At 64.9% G+C, this 18,671-nt stretch carries 17 protein-coding genes; 14 read left to right on the top strand and 3 right to left on the bottom strand.

Annotated elements, in window-relative coordinates; all coding sequences use genetic code 11:
- Nucleotides 1-70 precede the first annotated feature (70 nt).
- Nucleotides 71-877 carry a phosphoribosyltransferase family protein gene (locus tag Q0319_RS13115; protein WP_299453164.1) on the bottom strand — a complete coding sequence of 269 codons (807 nt, stop codon included), beginning with the start codon at nucleotides 875-877 and terminating at the stop codon, nucleotides 71-73.
- Between the two features lie 166 nt (nucleotides 878-1,043).
- On the opposite strand from Q0319_RS13115, the gene Q0319_RS13110 reads away from it, so the two are divergent.
- From Q0319_RS13110 to Q0319_RS13080, 7 genes are all read left to right on the top strand, one after another.
- On the top strand, nucleotides 1,044-1,988 hold the full coding sequence (locus Q0319_RS13110; RefSeq protein ID WP_296464688.1) for a methyltransferase domain-containing protein: 945 nt from the start codon (nucleotides 1,044-1,046) through the stop codon (nucleotides 1,986-1,988).
- Nucleotides 1,989-2,179: 191 nt separating this feature from the next.
- Nucleotides 2,180-3,340 carry a cytochrome c oxidase subunit II gene (coxB, locus tag Q0319_RS13105; protein ID WP_296464685.1) on the top strand — a complete coding sequence of 387 codons (1,161 nt, stop codon included), beginning with the start codon at nucleotides 2,180-2,182 and terminating at the stop codon, nucleotides 3,338-3,340.
- Nucleotides 3,341-3,450: 110 nt separating this feature from the next.
- A complete protein-coding gene (gene ctaD / locus Q0319_RS13100; protein WP_296464682.1) occupies nucleotides 3,451-5,052 on the top strand; it encodes a cytochrome c oxidase subunit I in 1,602 nt (533 codons plus the stop codon).
- On the top strand, nucleotides 5,053-5,163 hold the full coding sequence (locus Q0319_RS13095; RefSeq protein WP_296464680.1) for a cytochrome oxidase small assembly protein: 111 nt from the start codon (nucleotides 5,053-5,055) through the stop codon (nucleotides 5,161-5,163).
- Nucleotides 5,164-5,232: 69 nt separating this feature from the next.
- Nucleotides 5,233-5,811, top strand: a complete 579-nt coding sequence (locus Q0319_RS13090) for a cytochrome c oxidase assembly protein (protein ID WP_299453160.1) — start codon at nucleotides 5,233-5,235, stop codon at nucleotides 5,809-5,811.
- Nucleotides 5,808-6,023, top strand: coding sequence for a DUF2970 domain-containing protein (locus Q0319_RS13085; RefSeq protein WP_296464674.1), 216 nt, complete (start codon nucleotides 5,808-5,810; stop codon nucleotides 6,021-6,023). The genes Q0319_RS13090 and Q0319_RS13085 overlap by 4 nt, the downstream gene beginning before the upstream one ends.
- A 70-nt stretch (nucleotides 6,024-6,093) precedes the next feature.
- On the top strand, nucleotides 6,094-6,969 hold the full coding sequence (locus Q0319_RS13080) for a cytochrome c oxidase subunit 3 (protein ID WP_296464673.1): 876 nt from the start codon (nucleotides 6,094-6,096) through the stop codon (nucleotides 6,967-6,969).
- Between the two features lie 165 nt (nucleotides 6,970-7,134).
- Here Q0319_RS13080 and Q0319_RS13075 read toward each other — a convergent pair whose 3' ends face one another.
- On the bottom strand, nucleotides 7,135-7,335 hold the full coding sequence (locus Q0319_RS13075; protein ID WP_296464671.1) for a twin transmembrane helix small protein: 201 nt from the start codon (nucleotides 7,333-7,335) through the stop codon (nucleotides 7,135-7,137).
- 57 nt (nucleotides 7,336-7,392) lie between these two features.
- Between Q0319_RS13075 and Q0319_RS13070 the strand changes: the two genes are divergently transcribed.
- The 5 genes from Q0319_RS13070 to Q0319_RS13050 all read left to right on the top strand — a co-directional run bounded on the left by Q0319_RS13070 (nucleotide 7,393) and on the right by Q0319_RS13050 (nucleotide 11,415).
- Entirely contained in the window at nucleotides 7,393-8,163 is a 771-nt protein-coding gene (locus Q0319_RS13070) for an SURF1 family protein (RefSeq protein ID WP_299453157.1), read from the top strand.
- Nucleotides 8,135-8,776: a hypothetical protein gene (locus Q0319_RS13065; protein ID WP_296464665.1), complete on the top strand. Its 642-nt coding sequence runs from the start codon at nucleotides 8,135-8,137 to the stop codon at nucleotides 8,774-8,776. The genes Q0319_RS13070 and Q0319_RS13065 overlap by 29 nt, the downstream gene beginning before the upstream one ends.
- Nucleotides 8,777-8,782: 6 nt before the next feature.
- Complete coding sequence (locus tag Q0319_RS13060) at nucleotides 8,783-9,835, top strand: COX15/CtaA family protein (protein ID WP_296464662.1); 1,053 nt, start codon at nucleotides 8,783-8,785, stop codon at nucleotides 9,833-9,835.
- A 31-nt stretch (nucleotides 9,836-9,866) separates the two neighbouring features.
- Nucleotides 9,867-10,736, top strand: a complete 870-nt coding sequence (cyoE, locus tag Q0319_RS13055) for a heme o synthase (protein ID WP_299453154.1) — start codon at nucleotides 9,867-9,869, stop codon at nucleotides 10,734-10,736.
- A gap of 76 nt (nucleotides 10,737-10,812) precedes the next feature.
- Nucleotides 10,813-11,415, top strand: coding sequence for an SCO family protein (locus Q0319_RS13050; RefSeq protein WP_299453151.1), 603 nt, complete (start codon nucleotides 10,813-10,815; stop codon nucleotides 11,413-11,415).
- 334 nt (nucleotides 11,416-11,749) lie between these two features.
- Here the strand turns inward: Q0319_RS13050 and rpoH are convergent, their stop codons facing one another.
- Entirely contained in the window at nucleotides 11,750-12,661 is a 912-nt protein-coding gene (gene rpoH / locus Q0319_RS13045) for an RNA polymerase sigma factor RpoH (RefSeq protein WP_296464653.1), read from the bottom strand.
- A 268-nt stretch (nucleotides 12,662-12,929) separates the two neighbouring features.
- Here rpoH and Q0319_RS13040 point away from each other — a divergent pair, with 268 nt between their 5' ends.
- Both Q0319_RS13040 and Q0319_RS13035 read left to right on the top strand, forming a co-directional pair.
- Nucleotides 12,930-13,658 (top strand): hypothetical protein, encoded by a 729-nt coding sequence (locus Q0319_RS13040; protein WP_299453148.1) that lies wholly within the window; start codon nucleotides 12,930-12,932, stop codon nucleotides 13,656-13,658.
- A 177-nt stretch (nucleotides 13,659-13,835) separates the two neighbouring features.
- Nucleotides 13,836-18,623, top strand: a complete 4,788-nt coding sequence (locus Q0319_RS13035; RefSeq protein WP_296467869.1) for a glutamate synthase-related protein — start codon at nucleotides 13,836-13,838, stop codon at nucleotides 18,621-18,623.
- The last annotated feature ends 48 nt before the right edge of the window (nucleotides 18,624-18,671 follow it).

The raw sequence follows: 18,671 nt of genomic DNA, 5'->3' as shown, positions 1-18,671 counted from the left end.
GCCCTCTAAGGTATTCCAGTTGCGTCCCGAAGTGTTGAAGAGCACGTGGGATTGAAATGAATCGAAATCGTTACTTGCGCCACTGCGCCCGCGGCCGATGTGGCGGGTCGGCCGGGAAATGGCCGGGAGCGCGGGCGACGGCCAGCGCCACTACCGATGCCGCGCCGGCTGCGCGCAGCGCGGTCGCCGCCGCATGCATGGTGCTGCCCGTGGTCATGACGTCGTCGACCAGCGCGACGTGCATACCGCGCGCGTGGGGAGAAGAAGCATACAGCGTTTGCGCGGCGCGTCGCCTTTCGAGGCGTCCGAGCCCGCTTTGCTTGGCTTGTTCGCGGTTTCGGGCCAAGAGGTCGCGGCGCACCGGCATGCCTAGGTCCCGGCCGACCGCCCGGGCGATCTCCCCCGCGGGGTTGAACCCGCGGCGCCGCAGCGAGGCGGCCGAGGCGGGAATGGGGACCAGCACCGTGGCGGGATGCAGGGGGGTGCCCTGGTGCCTAATCGCTTCGGCGAGCAGATTCCCGAGTAGATCCGCCCGTCCGTAACGCAGGCTGTTTTTCAGTTGCAGGACCAGTGCATCGGCCGGAGGAACGTAGTCGAAGGCGATGAAGGTGCGTTCGAAGGCCGGTTCCCGGCCTTCGCAGTCGGGGCATGCCGCGTCGTGCGCGGGCAGGGGCAGCGCGCAGCGCCGGCATCGCCAGGGCAGGCCGAGGGTGGCCGGCGTGCGCGCTGCCCAGCATATGGCGTCCTCGCAGGTCTCGCAAAGCAGGCCGCCCCGGCTGCGGGCCCCGCACAAGGGGCAGTCGGACGGGACGAGCGCGCGCAGCATGGCGAGGGCGGCGGGCCACGGTGGCCAGGGCGGGCGAGGGAGCTTGGGCATGAAAAATCTGGCAGTGGCATCATGGAGGCTGGATGTGCGCCGAGGAGGCGCCCTCTTCGGCGGCTGGCCGGCCCCGGGCGCTACCCGTGGCCGTATCTGCCATGCCCGGGATGCGCCGCGGCGAGGCGGCAGTGTAAGAATTCCTGGAATATTCGTGCGGTATCCAATGACAGAAAACTCCCACCTGGAACGCCTGCCTTCCCTGCCGCTGGTGCGCGAGCACGTCGTGCGCCAGTTCGGCCGGCGCGGCGACCTGGAGGCGGGGCAGTTCCTATACGGCGAGATCGGCGCCCGCATGTTCGAGCGGCTCGAGTACATCCGGCTTGCACCCAAGGCGATCCTCGATGCGGGTTGCGGGGCGGCCGCCGCCTTTGCCCGGTTGCGCGAGCGGTATCCGGACGCGGCCTATACCGGCCTGGACCTGAGCGGGGCCGTGCTGGCCCACGCCCGTCGGCGGTACTTGCCGACCCTGGGGGCGCGGCTGCGGCAGTCGGTTTCGCGGCTGGCGGGGCGTCCCGCGGCGATGGCCCCCGTTTTCATCGAGGCCGACATGGGCGCGACCGGCCTGCCGCCGGAATCCCAGGACCTCGTCTGGTCCAATATGGCGTTGCACTGGCATCCCGAGCCGCATGCGGTGCTGGCGGAGTGGCGGCGCGTGCTGCGTACGGGCGGGCTCGTCATGTTCAGCTGCCTTGGCCCGGGCACGTTCCGCGAATTGCGCGACGCGCTGGCGCGGGCCGGGCTAGAGACGGCCACGCCGGGCTTCGTGGACATGCACGATTTCGGCGATCTGCTGATCGAAAGCGGTTTCGCCGATCCCGTCATGGACCAGGAAACGCTCACGTTCACGTATCGCCATGTGGACAGCCTGCTCGACGACGTGCGGCGCCTGGGCGGCAACCCCGCGCGCGACCGCCGGAAGGGCCTGGCCACGCCCGCATGGCGGCGCCGGCTCGCCGACGCGCTCGAGGCCGGCCGCGGCGCGGACGGCTTGATTCGGCTCAGCGCGGAGGTTGCGTACGGCCATGCGTGGCGGGCAGCATCCTACCGCGCGGCGCCGGGCGAGACGCGCATCGCGATCTCGTCGATCGGCCGCGGCAGAGCGCTTTGATCGAGCTCAAAGCAATGCAAGTTGCTGGCGGTGCTGGGCAACCCGTATAATCCTGCGATTCTATGCGCTCGCAACATAATTATTTTCCAATGGCGCATGGTCGAGGAGTTTTGTGGCGGAAGGGGACCCGCGCAAACCGCGCACGGTTTCGGCCGCCTGAATAACACTAACGCTGTTCTTCGAGGTCGGACATGAAGAAGTGGTTGGTTGGGTCGTTGGGGGCGATGATGGTCAACGTGCTGGCCAGCGGCGCTGCGCTTGCCGTCAATGACAGTCCCGGCGGTCCGAAAGTCAATCAGCTCAACCTGCACGAGCCCGTCACCAGCATCGCCGCGCAAATCGAGTGGCTGCACTGGATGATGCTGGGCATCTGCCTAGTCATCTTCGTCGGCGTGTTTTCGGTGATGTTTTATTCCATCTGGGCTCACCGGAAGTCCCGCGGCGCCAAGCCGGCCTCGTTCCATGAAAGCATAGGGGTGGAAATCACCTGGACGGTCATTCCTTTCCTGATCGTCATCGGCATGGCCCTGCCCGCCACCAAGACCGTGGTCGAGATGAAGGACACCTCCAACGCCGACCTCACCGTCAAGGCCACGGGGTACCAGTGGAAATGGGGCTACGACTACTTGAACGGCGAGGGCGAGGGGATCTCCTTCCTGTCCAACCTGACCACCCCGATGGCGCAGCGCATCGGTGCCGAGCCCCCCGGCGACAACTACCTGCTGGAGGTCGACAACCCCCTCGTGGTGCCGGTCAACAAGAAAGTTCGCGTCATTACGACCGCCAACGACGTCATCCATGCCTGGATGGTGCCGGCCTTCGGCGTGAAGCAGGACGCCATTCCCGGATTCGTGCGCGACACCTGGTTCCGTGCCGAGAAAATCGGCGAGTTCCGGGGGCAGTGCGCGGAGCTCTGCGGCAAGGACCACGCCTACATGCCCATCGTGGTGAAGGTGGTGTCGCAGGAAGACTATAGTAAATGGGTCGAGGAGCAGAAGGCCAAGATGGCCGCGGAGGCAGACGATCCCAACAAGACCTGGACGGCGGATGAGTTGCGCACCCGGGGCGAGAAAGTGTATGCGTCCAACTGCGTGGCCTGCCACCAGGCCAACGGCAAGGGCGTGCCCGGTACTTTCGCGCCGCTGGATGCCGCCCAGGTCGTGTTGGGCCCCAAGGGCCCCCAGATCGAGACCGTCCTCAAGGGGCGTCCCGGCACCGCCATGGCTTCGTTCGCCCACCTGTCAGACGTGGAAATCGCCGCCGTCATCACCTATACCCGCCATGCCTGGAGCAACGCGGGCAAGGGCGAAGACCCCGTCGTGCAGCCGGTGGACGTGAAATCCGCCCGCTGAGAATCTCGCGCGGCCGCCTCGGGCGGCCCACGCAGTACCGGTTCAGTTTTCACAATTGATGCCTTCGTCAGGATAGCGAAGACGGTAGTACGGAGCAGCAAGGAGCCATCATGAGCAGCACCGCGATCGATCACGCCCACGGGCACGATCATGACGACCACGCCCACGCCCATCCGACCGGCTGGCGGCGCTGGCTGTTCGCCACGAACCACAAAGACATCGGTACGATGTATTTGATCTTCTCCTTCGCGATGCTGCTGGAAGGAGGATTGCTCGCGCTATTGTTGCGTACCGAGTTGTTCGAGCCCGGCATCCAGTTCTTCCAGCCGGAGCTGTTCAACCAGTTCACCACCATGCATGGGCTGATCATGGTGTTCGGCGCGATCATGCCTGCGTTCGTGGGCTTCGCGAACTGGATGATCCCATTGCAGATCGGTGCGTCCGACATGGCGTTCGCGCGCATGAACAACTTCAGCTTCTGGCTGCTGCCGGTCGCCGCGATCCTGCTGACGATCTCGTTCTTCGTCCCGGGCGGCGCCACGGCCGCAGGCTGGACGCTCTATGCGCCGCTGTCCGTGCAGATGGGACCCGGCATGGACTTCGCGATCTTCGCAGTCCACATCATGGGCGCCTCGTCCATCATGGGCGCGATCAACATCATCGTCACGATCCTGAACATGCGCGCTCCGGGCATGACGCTGATGAAGATGCCGCTGTTCTGCTGGACCTGGCTCATCACCGCCTACCTGCTCATCGCGGTGATGCCCGTCCTCGCCGGCGCCATCACCATGGTGCTGACCGACCGTCACTTTGGCACGTCGTTCTTCAATGCCGCAGGCGGCGGTGATCCGGTCATGTACCAGCACATTTTCTGGTTCTTCGGGCACCCCGAGGTCTACATCATGATTCTGCCGGCGTTCGGCATCATTTCGTCGATCGTGCCGGTGTTCGCCCGCAAGCGCCTGTTCGGCTATGCCTCGATGGTGTATGCCACTGCGTCGATCGCCATCCTGTCGTTCATCGTGTGGGCCCACCACATGTTCACGACCGGCATGCCCGTCACCGGCCAGCTGTTCTTCATGTATGCCACCATGCTGATCGCCGTGCCCACGGGCGTGAAGATCTTCAACTGGCTGGCCACGATGTGGCGCGGGGCGATGACCTTCGAGACCCCGATGCTGTTCGCCATCGGGTTTATCTTCGTGTTCACCATGGGCGGGTTCACCGGCCTGATCCTGGCCGTGGCGCCGATCGACATCCAGGTTCAGGACACCTACTACGTGGTGGCGCATTTCCACTACGTGCTGGTGGCGGGCTCGCTGTTCGCCCTGTTTGGGGGCACGTACTTCTGGCTGCCGAAGTGGACGGGCGTCATGTATGACGAGAAGCTGGGCAAGCTCCACTTCTGGTCTTCGCTGATTTCGTTCAACGTCACGTTCTTCCCCATGCACTTCCTGGGCCTGGCCGGCATGCCGCGCCGCTACGCCGACTACGCCGCGCAGTTCACCGACTTCCACCAGATCTCCACCATTGGTGCGTTCTGGTTTGGCCTGTCGCAGCTGCTGTTCCTCTATATCGTGGTCAAGGCCTATCGCGGCAAAGGCGAACCGGCTCCGGCCAACCCCTGGGGTGCGGAAGACGGCGGCCTCGAATGGACGCTGCCTTCGCCGGCTCCGTACCATTCGTTCGAAACGCCGCCCGTGGTCAAGTGAATGCAGACCCCCGAACAGCGCCGGCGCAACCGGCGCACCGGCCTCGCGCTGGCACTGCTGGCCGCCTTGTTCTTTCTGGCGGTAGTCCTGCGCAAGGTCTGGATGGGGTAGGCATGCTCCCGCGTTCCGGAGGCAGGGCTTGCCGGAGCGTAGGGGGCGTTGGGTAGAGGGCAGGTGCTTATGGAAAAGTCGGGTCGGGGAATGGACAATCGCCGGATGTTGGCCAAGCTGGCCGTCATCATCGTGCTGATGTTCGGCTTCGGTTACGCCTTGGTACCGCTTTATCGGGCCATCTGCGAAGTCACCGGCATCAACGTGCTGACCAAGGTCGACGAGGATGCCGCACGCTTCGCCCGCAACACGCAGGTCGACACCAGCCGCACGATCAAGATCGTCTTCGATGCGAACATCCAGGGGCCGTGGCGTTTCCGCCCGGTGCAGAGCTCGATGGAAGTCCATCCTGGCGAGCTGGCCACCATCGTGTACGAGATCGCCAACCAGCAGGATCGCGAAATGGCGGGGCAGGCCATTCCGAGCTACGCGCCCATGCAGGCGGCGCAGTATTTCAAGAAGCTCGAATGCTTCTGCTTTTCGCAGCAGGATCTGAAGGCGCGTGAGACGCGTGAGTTCCCGGTGGTGTTCGTGGTGGATCCCAAGTTGCCCAAAGACGTGCATACGATCACGCTGTCGTACACCTTCTTCGAAGTGGGTGGGCGGTCTGCGGGCGTACGTCCGGCAGGCGAGGAGGACCGGAGTTGAGCGACGACCTGAAGTCGGCCGCAGGCCGCAAGCTCAATTTCTTCCAGACGCTCGGGGCCGTGCTGTGGTCGTTCACGGGCTTGCGGCGCGGCGCGGACTATCGCGCCGATGCTGAAAAGCTCAATCCTGTTTACGTCATCATCGCCGGGGTGCTGATGGCGGTGGTGTTTGTCGTGGTGTTGCTGCTGATCGTCAAGTCGGTCGTCAGCTAGAAGAACAAGGACGGCCCCAAGGCCGTCTCCAAATCATGCGGTTTTGTGGAATTCGCGAAGGAGAGTTGAGATGAGTGCAAGTCACTCGGTTTCCGGCAAGGAGGCACCCTATTACTTCGTGCCTGCCCCGTCCATGCACCCGGTCACGGCGAGCTTGTCGCTGTTGTTCTTCTTGCTGGGCATGGCCTTGTGGGTGAACGGGGTGGGAGTCGGGCCGTGGTGCGTGCTGGCCGGCGTGCTCGGCTTCCTGTTCGTGCTCTACCGCTGGTTCGGGGACGCAATCGCCGAGTCCAACGGCGGGCTCTACAGCAAGCGCGTCGACGTGTCTTACCGCTGGAGCATGAGCTGGTTCATCTTTTCGGAAGTCATGTTCTTCGCGGCCTTCTTCGGCGCGCTGTTCTATGCCCGGGTCTACACCACGCCGTGGTTGGCCGACCTCGACCACCGCATGCTGCTTTGGCCGGACTTCACCGGCGCCTGGCCCAATACCGGCCCGGCCGGCGTGATCGAGCCCTTCACCGCGATGGGGCCGTTCTGGATTCCCACCATCAACACCGCGCTGCTGCTCACCTCCGGCGTCACGCTGACGATCTCGCACCATGCGCTGCTCGCCAACCATCGGTCCCGCGCGGCGCTGTGGCTGTTCATCACCATCGTGTTGGGTGCAATATTCATGGGATGCCAGGCCTATGAGTACATCCATGCCTACACCGACCTGAACCTCAAGCTCAGCTCCGGCGCCTTCGGGTCGACCTTCTACATGCTGACGGGCTTCCACGGGTTCCACGTCACCATGGGCGCCATCATGCTGGCGGTGATGCTGCGCCGGCTGATCCGGGGCGATTTCACGCCTACGAACCACTTCGGTTTCGAAGGCGCCGCCTGGTATTGGCACTTCGTCGACGTGGTCTGGCTCGGCCTGTACCTGTTCGTCTACTGGTTCTGATCCGTATCCGCCCCGCCCGCGACGGGTGGGGTGCGACGTTTTGCCGTACTCACATTCCCTTGTGGGTACGGCAAAATAGTGGGCGGAAAGCCCATGCTTTCAGTTCGCGGCGCGCGTCTCGCGGTTCCGCCTCGTTTCCGGGCGCCCGGCGCCAGCCTTCGTCGATCAATTGAAGCCGGTCGCCTGTATCCAGCCCATCCAGTGGGCGAACAGCACGAACAGGAACAGCAGGACGGACAGGCTGATGCGCGCGGTGAGCGCATAAGCCATGCGTTTACTGTTGCCGGTGTCCTTCATCAGAAAAACGACTGCCGAACCCAGACTGTAAAGAATGCCGATGAAGGCTATGGCGACCACGAAGCGCATCGTATTTCTCCTTCTGCCTGCCATTATCGCAGGCGGGGGGCGGTGACGGAGGCAGTTTTGACGGCATCCCGCTTCGAGGCGTCCCGGGCCGGTCGGCGCAAGGCCTGGGCGGCGCTGGTGTTGCTCGCGATGGCGGTCGCCGTGACGGCATCGCTGGGGCGCTGGCAGCTGAACCGCGCCGAAGAGAAGCAAGCGTTGCTGGAGCAGGAGGAAGCAGGACGGCAGATGCCGCCGCTTCGCCTCTCGTCCGCTTCGAGTCCGGCCGATCTCAAGCCTTGGCGCCAGGCCGAGGCGTCGGGGCATTGGCTGGCAGATCGCACGGTGCTGCTGGAAAACCGCATGTCCGGCTCCCGCCCAGGGTTTTGGGTGGTGACCCCCTTGGCCTTGGATTCCGGTGCTGCAGTCGCTGTGCTGCGTGGTTGGCTGCCGAGGCCCATGCCCGACGGGCCGGTAGCGGTCGAGACGCCTGCGGGGGAAGTCACCGTCCGCGGGGTGCTACTTTCGCAAATTCCGCGCCTGCTCGATCTCGCCCGATTCGGCGGGCGCGCGCAGGATTTGCCAAGCGAGTGGCCCCGTTCGAAGGGCGAGCCGCCGCGGCTGCAAAACCTGGACCTCGCTGCCTACGGGCACGCGGCAGGCCTGGCGTTGCTGCCCGTCGTGCTGGAGCAGACCGATGCAGCGCCGGACGGGCTGGGCCGCGACTGGGCAGGCCCCCCGGCGAATGTGGATACGCACCGCGGATACGCGTTGCAGTGGTTTTCTTTTGCGGCGATAGCCGCCATCGCATTTGGAGTTGTCCTTGTCCGAACTTTCCGCTCGACACACTGACCCAAGGCGACCCGAGCGCCGCCGGCGCTCCCTGTTTTCGCTATATGCGGTGCTCGCCGTGTGCGCTGCGCCCGTCGTGGCGGCGGCGCTGGCCTATTTCTTCGAATGGCGTCCCGGCGCCACCAACTATGGGGACCTCGTCGAACCGCAGCGCCCCGTGCCGGAGGCGGTGGAATTGCAGTTGACCGATCTCGACGGCACGCCCTTTGACCTGCGCAGCTTGAAAGGAAAGTGGGTCATGCTTGCCGCAGACAGCGGCGATTGTGGGGACGAGTGCGCCAAGAAGCTGTTCATCATGCGGCAGACCCATGCCAGCACGGGCAAGAACGTGACCCGCCTGGAGCGCGTGTGGCTGATCCTCGACGATGAGCCGGTGCCTACCGTGGTGATCCGCGCGTACGAGGGCACGCACATGGTACGGGCGAACGCCGAGCAGGTGGCGCGCTTCCTGGCCTTGCCCCCGGGCGTGAGTCCCACTGCACAGGCGCTGCGGCAGCACATCTGGTTGGTTGATCCGCTGGGTAACCAAATGATGCGCTTTCCCGAAAACCCCGATCCCACGCGTATTCGCGGGGACATCGGCAAATTGCTGCACGCTTCGCGTGTAGGGTAGGCAGTTATGAATACGGCACAGCCGGCCGCGGGCCGGACCGATCGCATCCGTGCACGCTACGCGAAGCTGGTGGCGGTCACCATGTTCCTGACGTTCGACCTGATCATGTTCGGTGCCTTCGTGCGGCTCACCGATTCGGGGTTGGGCTGCCCGGATTGGCCGGGCTGTTATGGCCAGATCACGCCGCTGGGGGCATTGGACGACATACGTGCGGCTGCCTCCGCGTTGCCTGAGGGGCCGGTCACGCTGCCCAAGGCGTGGATAGAGATGATCCACCGCTACGTAGGCGCCCTGCTGGGCCTGCTCATCATCGCGATCACGGTGGCGGCGTGGAGGTACCGCAAGGTGCTGGCGCAGTCGCCGTGGCTGGCGACGGTGATCCTGCCGGCCGTGTGCCTGCAAGGCGCGTTCGGGGCTTGGACGGTCACCCATCAACTCATGCCGGCCGTCGTGACGGCGCACTTGCTGGGCGGCATGAGCCTGCTGGCCCTGCTGACGTGGCTGTCCGCCCGGCAGAAAGTGCTGCCAGAGATCCCGGCCGGGGTGCGTAGGTGGCGTCCATACGTCGCACTGGGCCTGGTACTGCTTTACGTGCAGTTGGCGCTGGGGGGCTGGGTCAGCACCAACTATGCTGCGCTGGCTTGCATGGATTTTCCCACCTGCCATGGCCAGTGGCTGCCGGAAATGGATTTCCGGAGTGGGTACTCGGTCATGCGGGGCTTGGGTGAATTGCCTTCTGGCGAGCTCATCTCGCAAGACGCGCTGACGGCGATCCACTGGACCCACCGCAACTTCGCCTTCGTCGTGCTGCTCTATTTCGCATGGCTCGCACTCAAGCTGCGGCGCCACGCCGGCCTGCAGGGGCCTTCGCACGCATTGCTGGCCATGCTGGCGGTACAGCTGCTGACGGGCCTGACCAGCATTTTCCTGCAATGGCCTATAGTGATCGCCGTCCTGCACAATGGCGGCGCCGCCGTCCTGACCCTTTTGTGCGTTACGCTTCTGGTCAGGTTGTCGCGGGTCCCGGGCGCGTCTGCGGCCCAGCCGCGTTCGTCTTGAGGTTACGGGTTTTTCCATGGATGGTGTCAGGGTGTCTACCGTCGGTCTGCGTCTTCGGCAATATTGGGTGCTCACCAAACCCAGGGTGACGCAGCTGGCCGTGTTCTGCGCGGTGATCGGCATGTTTCTGGCGACGCCCACGGTACCGCCCTGGCGTACCGTGATCGCGGCGACGATCGGCATATGGCTGCTCGCGGCGGCTGCGTTCGCCATCAATTGCCTGATCGAAGAGCAGGTCGACGCCCGGATGGCGCGGACGGCGCACCGGCCCACGGCCCGGGGCGACATCGGCGCCCTGCAGATCATCGTGATGTCAGGCGTGGTAGGCGGGTTGGGCATGCTGGTGCTCTATACCCTCGTCAACCCGCTTACCATGTGGCTGACCTTCTTCACCTTCGTCGGCTACGCCATCATCTATACCGTCATCCTGAAGCCGCGCACGCCGCAGAACATCGTCATCGGCGGGCTGTCGGGCGCCATGCCTCCTGCGCTGGGGTGGGCGGCGGTGGCCAATAGCGTGCCGGCCGAGGCCTGGCTGCTGGTGCTGATCATCTTCATCTGGACGCCGCCGCATTTCTGGGCGTTGGCCCTTTATCGCAAGAAAGACTACGAGAACGCCGGCCTGCCCATGCTGCCGGTCACCCACGGCCAGCAAATCACGCGGCTGCACATCCTGCTGTATTCGGTGGCCCTGTTCGCGACGACGCTGCTGCCTTTCGTCATCCGCATGAGCGGGGTGGTTTACCTCGCATGCGCCGTGGCCTTGGGCGCGGTCTTCGTCGGGTACGCGTGGAAGCTTTACCGAGCGTACAGCGATGAGCTGGCGCGCAAGCTGTTCAAGTTTTCTGTCCTATACCTGGCCCTGTTGTTTGCGGCGCTGCTGGTCGATCACTGGGTGTAAGGAGCCTTACGGCGCCCATGTGTGCCCGTCCCGTCGCCGGCGTGGCGGCGGATGGGTTTTTCTCCAAAGGTTCGCGATGGTTGCCGATTTTTCCGTTTTTCGACGATTTTTCCTGCGCGCCGGCGTCGCCGCCGTGGCTTCGTTGGCGCTCGCCGCTTGTGAAAAAGCACCCTCGTTCCATAGCACCGACGTCAGCGGCGCAGACCTTGGTGCCGATTTGTCGCTGCCCGATTTCGACGGCCGTCCCCGTGCCCTCCAGGACTTCAAAGGCAAGGTACTGGTGGTGTTCTTCGGCTTCGTGCAGTGCCCCGACGTGTGTCCCACGACGCTGGCCGACCTGGCGCAGGTGAAGGCGCAGCTCGGTCCGGACGGGGATCGTCTGCAGGTCGTGTTCGTCACGGTCGACCCGGAGCGCGACACGCCGGAAATCCTGAAGGCGTATGTGACCCAGTTCGACCCCAGCTTCTTGGGCCTGCGGGGCGATCCCGAGGCTACCGCCCGCGTGGCCAAATCCTTCCGCGTGTTCTATGCCAAGGTGCCCGGCAAGGAACCCGGCTCCTACACCATGGACCATACCGCGGGCATCTACATCTATGACCCGGAAGGCCGGCTGCGCCTTTTGGCCCGCCACAATACCGGCGTGGACGCGCTCGCGAGCGATATCAAGCAATTGTTGTGAGGATAAAAAAACGGGACACCGTGAGGTGTCCCGTCAACCTATCCGCCTCAGATGGGGGAGGGAGGAGAAAAACGAGGCGGATGCATCGGTTGGTATCGGCGAGGCCGACAGGAATGCCGACGGCGGGGGGAGCCCGGCATTCCGACACGCAAGGCGTTGCACCAAGCGCGTCCCACCTGATGGTTAGGCTAGGCTGGGCGCTGGAAGTTCAATGCGTGCGGCGTATTGTCGGTAAATTTCCGCCAGATGCGTAACGGAATGTGACGCGCCTGGCGGCGGCCAAAAAAAGGCGGCTAGGCATAGGCCCGCCGCCCCGGGGTGCCGCAATGCGCGGTCAGGCGTAGGCGGCGAGGGCCCCCCGCATCTTGGTCATCGCGCGTGCTTCGATCTGGCGGATCCGTTCTGCCGAGACGCCGAACTCGTCGGCCAACTCCTGCAGGGTCGCACCGCCTTCGTCCTTCAGCCACCGTGCTTCGATGATGCGGCGGGAGCGTTCGTCCAAGCTTTCCAGCGCCTGTTGCAGGCCGTGGCCGTGTAGTTCGTCACGGCGGCGCTCTTCCAGGATGGTGCTCGGCTCGTGCTGGCCTTCATCCGACAGGTAAGCAATCGGCGCGAACTCCGCTTCGCTGTCATCGGTCCGGGCTTCGAGCGCCATGTCCTGGCCGGAGAGCCGGACTTCCATTTCCGCCACGTCTTGCGGCCGAACGTTCAGGCTGGTGGCGATTTCTTCCACCTGCTCGGGCGTCAGGGCGTGGTTGTCCGATTTCAGGCTGCGCAGGTTGAAGAAAAGCTTGCGCTGGGCCTTGGTGGTCGCCACCTTGACCAAGCGCCAGTTCTTGAGGATGTATTCATGGATCTCAGCCTTGATCCAGTGAATCGCAAACGACACCAGCCGCACCCCGCGGGTGGGGTCGAAGCGCTTGACGGCCTTCATCAAGCCGACGTTGCCCTCTTGGATGAGGTCGGCATGTGGCAGCCCGTAGCCCAGGTACTGCCGGGCAATGGCCACGACCAGGCGCAGGTGCGACAGCACCAGTTCGCGGGCGGCGTTCAGATCCTGCTTTTGTTGGTAGCGCTGGGCCAGCTCGTATTCCTGCTCGGCGGTGAGCACCGGCAGGCGGTTGACGGCGCCGATATAAGCTTCGATCGTACCAAGCGCGCCGGGGTTGGCGATGGCGAGCGCCAGCGCACCGGGGCCGCTTGTGGCGGGCACGAGAGCGTTGGACTGATTCGACGAACGTTTCATAAACGGCTTACCTCCATATCTGAAGGTTAGCACTCTGGGCTAAAGAGTGCTAATCGGTCTTTTTGATCGCGTCGATTGACGGGGTTGATGACGCTGCAGTGCAGCAGGCCGGACGGCGCCCAGGCGAAGCGTTCAAGTGTCGCGCCCGGCGCCGGGCCCCGACGCGACCCAATCGTGATCTCCATGCTGCATAGACCGCGAAATCGGCGTATCGTTCGCGGAAATCCAGCAATTCCCATCCCCGCGCGTAATGCGTCCCTAATTTAATATGGCCCGCCTTCCCCGTTTGTATGCCCCTGACCTTCCCCACCTGGCCCAGGCCCGGTTCGCCGTGCCGTTGTCGGCGGGGGGTGAGGGCGGGGCCATGTTGGATCAAGTCATTGCTTGGCTGACCGGCGATGCGCGCCATTACAGCGTGGCACTCCATGGGTGGACGCTCACTTTCGACCAACTTGTGATCCTGGCGACACCTTCGGGGCCGAACGGGATCTCCAGCCTGATCCAGTCGCTTGGGCGCCGGCTGGCGGCGAGGCTCCAGATTGGGCGGGTGTTCGCCGGGCGCTTCCGGTCCACCCTGGTCGAGCCCGGCGCCTGGGTGCTGCCCAGCCTCGTCTGGCTCGAAACCATTCCAGTGCGGCAGGGGCTGGCGGCTGACGCCGAGCTTTGGCGCTGGTCCTCGGCGCCCGCCCACATGGGGGCCGCCCCGGCCGGGGCGTTGCAGGACCATATGGATTATTGGAGGTGCGGCAATACGCCGTTTGATCGCCAGGCCAACTATCGTGCCCTGGTGCTGGAGGGGCTGCCGGGGGCCAAGATGGCCCAGATCGAACAGGCCCTCTACGGCCAATGGGCATTGGGCGGGCTGGCGTTCGTGCAGGGCCTGGCGGGCATCAGTAGCCGTCGGCCGGTCGCCGGCAAGCGCGGTCGGCCCCGCAAGCAGCCCGCGGACCGCGGACGTGGCGCAGATCCGCACGATAGTGGTGCGTCCCCAATTTAATTTTGCTGTTTCGGGCCCCTAAAAATAATTGGGGACGCTCCCCTTTTTATTTTTCTTGCGCAGGGTGGTGCGCCGCAGTATTGTCAGGAACCCGCGGCGTGCCTGCGTGCGCGCGCCGCCATTTCGATGTCCCAGTACCCGGGTTCGTCCTCGGCGAATCCCCCAGCGGAGCGCACCATGCCCCAATCCAGCCAGGAACTCCATTCGGCCCCGGCGCCGCAAACGGCCGTCATCGACGCCTCCCGCATCGGCCTGCCCGCGCCTGGCCAAGCGCCCAAGGCCCAGGGCTTGTACAACCCGGCCAACGAACACGACGCCTGTGGCGTGGGCTTCGTCGCCCACATCAAGGGCAAAAAGAGCCACTCCATCATCCAGCAAGGCCTCAAGATCCTCGAGAACCTGGACCACCGCGGCGCGGTGGGGGCCGATCCGCTGATGGGCGACGGGGCCGGCATCCTGATCCAGATCCCCGACCAGCTCTACCGTGAGGAAATGGCGGCCCAGGGCGTCGAGCTGCCCGCGCCTGGCGAGTATGGCGTCGCCATGGTTTTCCTGCCGCAGGAGATGGGCTCGCGCCTCGCCTGTGAGGCCGAACTGGAGCGCGCCGTGCGCGCCGAAGGGCAGGTCGTGCTGGGCTGGCGCGACGTGCCCATCGACAAAGACATGCCGATGTCGCCCAAGGTCAAGCAGATGGAGCCGGTCATCCGCCAGCTTTTCATCGGCCGCAGTGGCGACGTCATGGTGCCGGACGCCCTGGAGCGCAAGCTGTACGTCATCCGCAAGATGGCTTCGCACGCGATCCAGAAGATGCAGCTCAAGCACGGCAAGGAATATTTCGTCCCGTCCATTTCCACCCGCACGGTGGTCTACAAGGGCCTGCTGCTGGCCGACCAGGTCGGCCGCTACTATCGCGACCTGGCAGACCCCCGCGCCGTGACGGCGCTGGCGCTGGTGCACCAGCGCTTCTCCACCAACACCTTCCCGGCCTGGCCGCTGGCCCATCCGTACCGCCTCATCGCCCACAACGGCGAGATCAACACGGTCAAGGGCAACTTCAACTGGCTGCGCGCGCGCGAAGGCGTGATGCAGTCGCCGGTGCTGGGCGAGGATCTCAAGAAGCTGTACCCCATCGTCTACGAAGGGCAGTCCGATACGGCCACCTTCGACAACTGCCTCGAGCTGCTGGTCATGGCGGGCTACCCCATCGCGCACGCGATGATGATGATGATCCCCGAGGCGTGGGAGCAGCACGCCGAGATGGACGAAGCCCGCCGCGCCTTCTATGAATATCACGCCGCCATGATGGAGCCGTGGGACGGCCCGGCGGCCATCGCCTTCACCGACGGCCGCCAGATTGGCGCCACGCTCGACCGCAACGGCCTGCGGCCGGCACGCTACATCGTCACTGACGACGATCTCGTCATCATGGCGTCGGAATCCGGCGTACTGCCCGTTCCCCAGAGCAAGATCGTCAAGAAATGGCGCCTGCAGCCGGGCAAGATGTTCCTCATCGACCTGGAACTGGGCCGCATCATCGACGACAAGGAGCTCAAGGATCAGCTCGCCAACAGCAAGCCTTACCGCCAGTGGATCGAGCGCATCCGCATCAAGCTCGATACGCTGCCCGAGCCGGCGAAGGAAGAAATCGAGGAAAGCCGTTCCCCAGTGCCCATGCTGGACCGCCAGCAGGCCTTTGGCTGGACGCAGGAAGACTATAAGTTCATCCTTCGGCCCATGGCCACGCTTGGCGAGGAGGCCACGGGCTCCATGGGCAACGACGCGCCGCTGGCCGTGTTGTCCAACAAGAACAAGAGCCTTTACAACTACTTCCGGCAGCTCTTCGCCCAGGTGACCAACCCGCCGATCGACCCGATCCGCGAGAATCTGGTCATGTCCCTGGTGTCGTTCATCGGGCCCAAGCCCAACCTGCTGGACATCAACAACGTCAACCCGCCGCTGCGGCTGGAAGTCGCGCAGCCCGTGCTCGACTTCGCCGACATGGCGCAAATCCGCCGCATCGAGCGGGTCACTAACGGCAAGTTCAAGAGCTTCGAGCTCGACATCACCTACCCGGTCGCCTGGGGCAAGGAAGGCGTGCAGGCGCGCATCGCCGCGCTCTGCGCCCAGGCGGTCGACGCCGTCAAGAGCGGCTACAACATCCTGATCGTGTCCGACCGCCAGGTCGACGCCACGCGCGTGCCCATCCCGGCCCTGCTTGCGACCTCTGCCGTGCACCAGCACCTGATCCGCGCCGGCCTGCGCACGAGCACCGGCTTGGTCGTGGAGACCGGTTCGGCGCGCGAAGTGCACCACTTCGCCCTGCTGGGCGGCTACGGCGCCGAGGCCGTGCATCCGTACCTGGCGATGGAAGCCCTGGTCAAGGAGCATGAGCACGACCAGAAGGTGCCGCCCGAAAAGGCCATCGCCAATTACGTGAAGGCCATCGGCAAGGGCTTGCAGAAGGTCATGTCCAAGATGGGCATCTCGACCTACATGTCTTACACCGGTGCCCAGATCTTCGAGGCGGTCGGCCTGAACCGCGCGCTGGTGGACCAGTACTTCCCTGGCACGGCCAGCAACATCGAAGGCATCGGCATTTTCGAGGTTGCCGAGGAGGCCCTGCGCATGCACAAGGCGGCCTTCGGCAACGACCCGTTGCTCGAGAATGCGCTGGACGAAGGCGGCGAATACGCCTTCCGCATCCGCGGCGAAGAGCACATGTGGACGCCGGACGCCATCGCCAAGCTGCAGCATTCCACCCGGTCGGACAGCTACCGCACCTATAAGGAATATGCGCAGATCATCAACGACCAGAGCAAGCGCCACATGACCCTGCGCGGCCTGTTCGAATTCAAGTTCGATCCAGCCAACGCCATTCCGCTGGATGAAGTCGAGCCAGCCAAGGAGATCGTCAAGCGCTTTGCGACCGGCGCCATGTCGCTGGGCTCGATCTCCACGGAGGCGCATTCCGTGCTGGCCATCGCCATGAACCGCATCGGCGGCAAGTCCAATACCGGCGAAGGGGGCGAGGACGAGCTGCGCTACCGGGCCGAGCTCAAGCACGGCAAGTCTGGCATCAAGGACGGCGACACGCTGGCGTCCGTGTTGGGTGCGGAGCGCGTGGTGGCCGACGTACCGCTGAAGAGTGGCGACTCGCTGCGCTCGCGCATCAAGCAGGTCGCTTCCGGCCGTTTCGGCGTTTCCTCCGAATACCTGGCCAGCGCGGACCAAATCCAGATCAAGATGGCGCAGGGTGCCAAGCCGGGCGAAGGCGGGCAGTTGCCGGGCCATAAAGTGTCCGAGTACATCGCCAAGCTGCGCTTCTCGGTGCCGGGCGTGGGCCTGATCTCGCCCCCGCCGCACCACGATATCTACTCCATCGAGGACCTGGCCCAGCTCATCCACGACCTGAAGAACGTCAATCCCCAGGCGTCGATCTCGGTCAAGCTGGTGTCCGAAGTGGGCGTCGGCACGGTGGCCGCAGGCGTGGCCAAGGCCAAGGCCGACCACGTGGTGATCGCCGGCCACGACGGCGGCACCGGCGCTTCGCCCGTGTCGTCCATCAAGCACGCCGGCACGCCCTGGGAGTTGGGCCTGGCGGAAACCCAGCAAACGCTTGTGCTCAATCACCTGCGCGGCCGCATCCGCGTCCAGGCCGATGGCCAGATGAAGACCGGCCGCGACGTGGTGATCGCCGCGTTGCTGGGGGCCGACGAGTTCGGCTTCGCGACCGCCCCGCTGGTTGTGGAAGGCTGCATCATGATGCGCAAGTGTCACCTGAACACTTGTCCGGTCGGCGTGGCCACGCAGGATCCGGTGTTGCGGGCCAAGTTCCAGGGCAAGCCCGAGCACGTGGTGAACTATTTCTTCTTCGTTGCCGAGGAAGTGCGCGAGCTGATGGCCCAGTTGGGCATCCGCAAGTTCGACGACCTCATCGGCCGCTCCGACCTGCTCGACACGCGCGCCGGCATCGATCACTGGAAGGCCCGTGGCCTGGATTTCAGCCGCGTGTTCTACCAGCCCGCGGTACCGGCCGAAGTGGCGCGCCGCCACTCGGAAGAGCAGGACCACGGCTTGGCCAAGGCGCTCGACCATCAGCTGATCGAACGCGCCAAGCCTGCCTTGGAGCGCGGCGAGAAAGTCTCGTTCATCACCACGGTGCGCAACGTCAACCGCACCATCGGCGCGATGCTGTCGGGCGTGGTCGCCCGCAAGTACGGCTACGAAGGCCTGCCCGACGACACCATCCACATCCAGTGCAACGGCACGGCCGGCCAGAGCTTCGGCGCGTTCCTGGCACACGGCATTACCCTGGACCTGGTGGGCGACGGTAACGACTACGTGGGCAAGGGCTTGTCCGGCGGGCGCATCATCGTCCGCTCGCCCAACGACTTCCGCGGCCACGGGCCCGAGCACATCATCGTGGGCAACACGGTCTTGTACGGCGCCCTCTCGGGCGAGGCCTACTTCAACGGCGTTGCCGGCGAGCGGTTTGCGGTACGTAATTCCGGCGCCGCGGCCGTGGTGGAAGGCGTGGGCGACCACGGTTGCGAATACATGACGGGCGGTACCGTCGTGGTGCTGGGCGAAACCGGTCGCAACTTTGCCGCCGGCATGTCGGGAGGCGTGGCTTACGTATACGACCCGGACGGCACGTTCCGGCAGCGCGCCAACCTGGCGATGGTCGAGCTGGAGGCCGTGCTGCCTTCGGCCCAGCAGGAGCGCGATGGCTCGCCGCGCCTGTGGCACAGCATGACCCGCGGCGGAGAGCGCGAGACCGACGAGGTCATCCTGCGCCGCCTGGTAGAGAACCACTTCCGCTATACCGGGAGCTTCCGCGCCCGCGACATCATGGACAGTTGGGAGACCTCCCGCTCCAAGTTCGTCAAGGTCATGCCGGTCGAGTATCGGCGCGCGCTGGGCGAACTGTGGGACGCCCAGAATCCGGCGAAGCTGGCTGCGTAGGGGCTGCGCGCGGCGCGCCGTGCCTGGCGCGCCGGCCGCGACGGGCCA

The organism is uncultured Pigmentiphaga sp. (assembly GCF_937950555.1).
Lineage (GTDB): Bacteria > Pseudomonadota > Gammaproteobacteria > Burkholderiales > Burkholderiaceae_B > Pigmentiphaga.
The sequence above is the reverse complement of the archived record's forward strand: the minus strand, read 5'-3'. Positions and strand labels throughout refer to the sequence as shown.

Coding starts and splice junctions, on each gene's coding strand:
- Q0319_RS13115 (WP_299453164.1), bottom strand. CDS start 877: ATGCCCAAGCTCCCTCGCCCGCCCTGGCCACCGTGGCCCGCCGCCCTC.
- Q0319_RS13110 (WP_296464688.1), top strand. CDS start 1,044: ATGACAGAAAACTCCCACCTGGAACGCCTGCCTTCCCTGCCGCTGGTG.
- coxB (WP_296464685.1), top strand. CDS start 2,180: ATGAAGAAGTGGTTGGTTGGGTCGTTGGGGGCGATGATGGTCAACGTG.
- ctaD (WP_296464682.1), top strand. CDS start 3,451: ATGAGCAGCACCGCGATCGATCACGCCCACGGGCACGATCATGACGAC.
- Q0319_RS13095 (WP_296464680.1), top strand. CDS start 5,053: ATGCAGACCCCCGAACAGCGCCGGCGCAACCGGCGCACCGGCCTCGCG.
- Q0319_RS13090 (WP_299453160.1), top strand. CDS start 5,233: ATGGAAAAGTCGGGTCGGGGAATGGACAATCGCCGGATGTTGGCCAAG.
- Q0319_RS13080 (WP_296464673.1), top strand. CDS start 6,094: ATGAGTGCAAGTCACTCGGTTTCCGGCAAGGAGGCACCCTATTACTTC.
- Q0319_RS13075 (WP_296464671.1), bottom strand. CDS start 7,335: ATGCGCTTCGTGGTCGCCATAGCCTTCATCGGCATTCTTTACAGTCTG.
- Q0319_RS13060 (WP_296464662.1), top strand. CDS start 8,783: ATGAATACGGCACAGCCGGCCGCGGGCCGGACCGATCGCATCCGTGCA.
- Q0319_RS13050 (WP_299453151.1), top strand. CDS start 10,813: ATGGTTGCCGATTTTTCCGTTTTTCGACGATTTTTCCTGCGCGCCGGC.
- rpoH (WP_296464653.1), bottom strand. CDS start 12,661: ATGAAACGTTCGTCGAATCAGTCCAACGCTCTCGTGCCCGCCACAAGC.
- Q0319_RS13040 (WP_299453148.1), top strand. CDS start 12,930: ATGGCCCGCCTTCCCCGTTTGTATGCCCCTGACCTTCCCCACCTGGCC.
- Q0319_RS13035 (WP_296467869.1), top strand. CDS start 13,836: ATGCCCCAATCCAGCCAGGAACTCCATTCGGCCCCGGCGCCGCAAACG.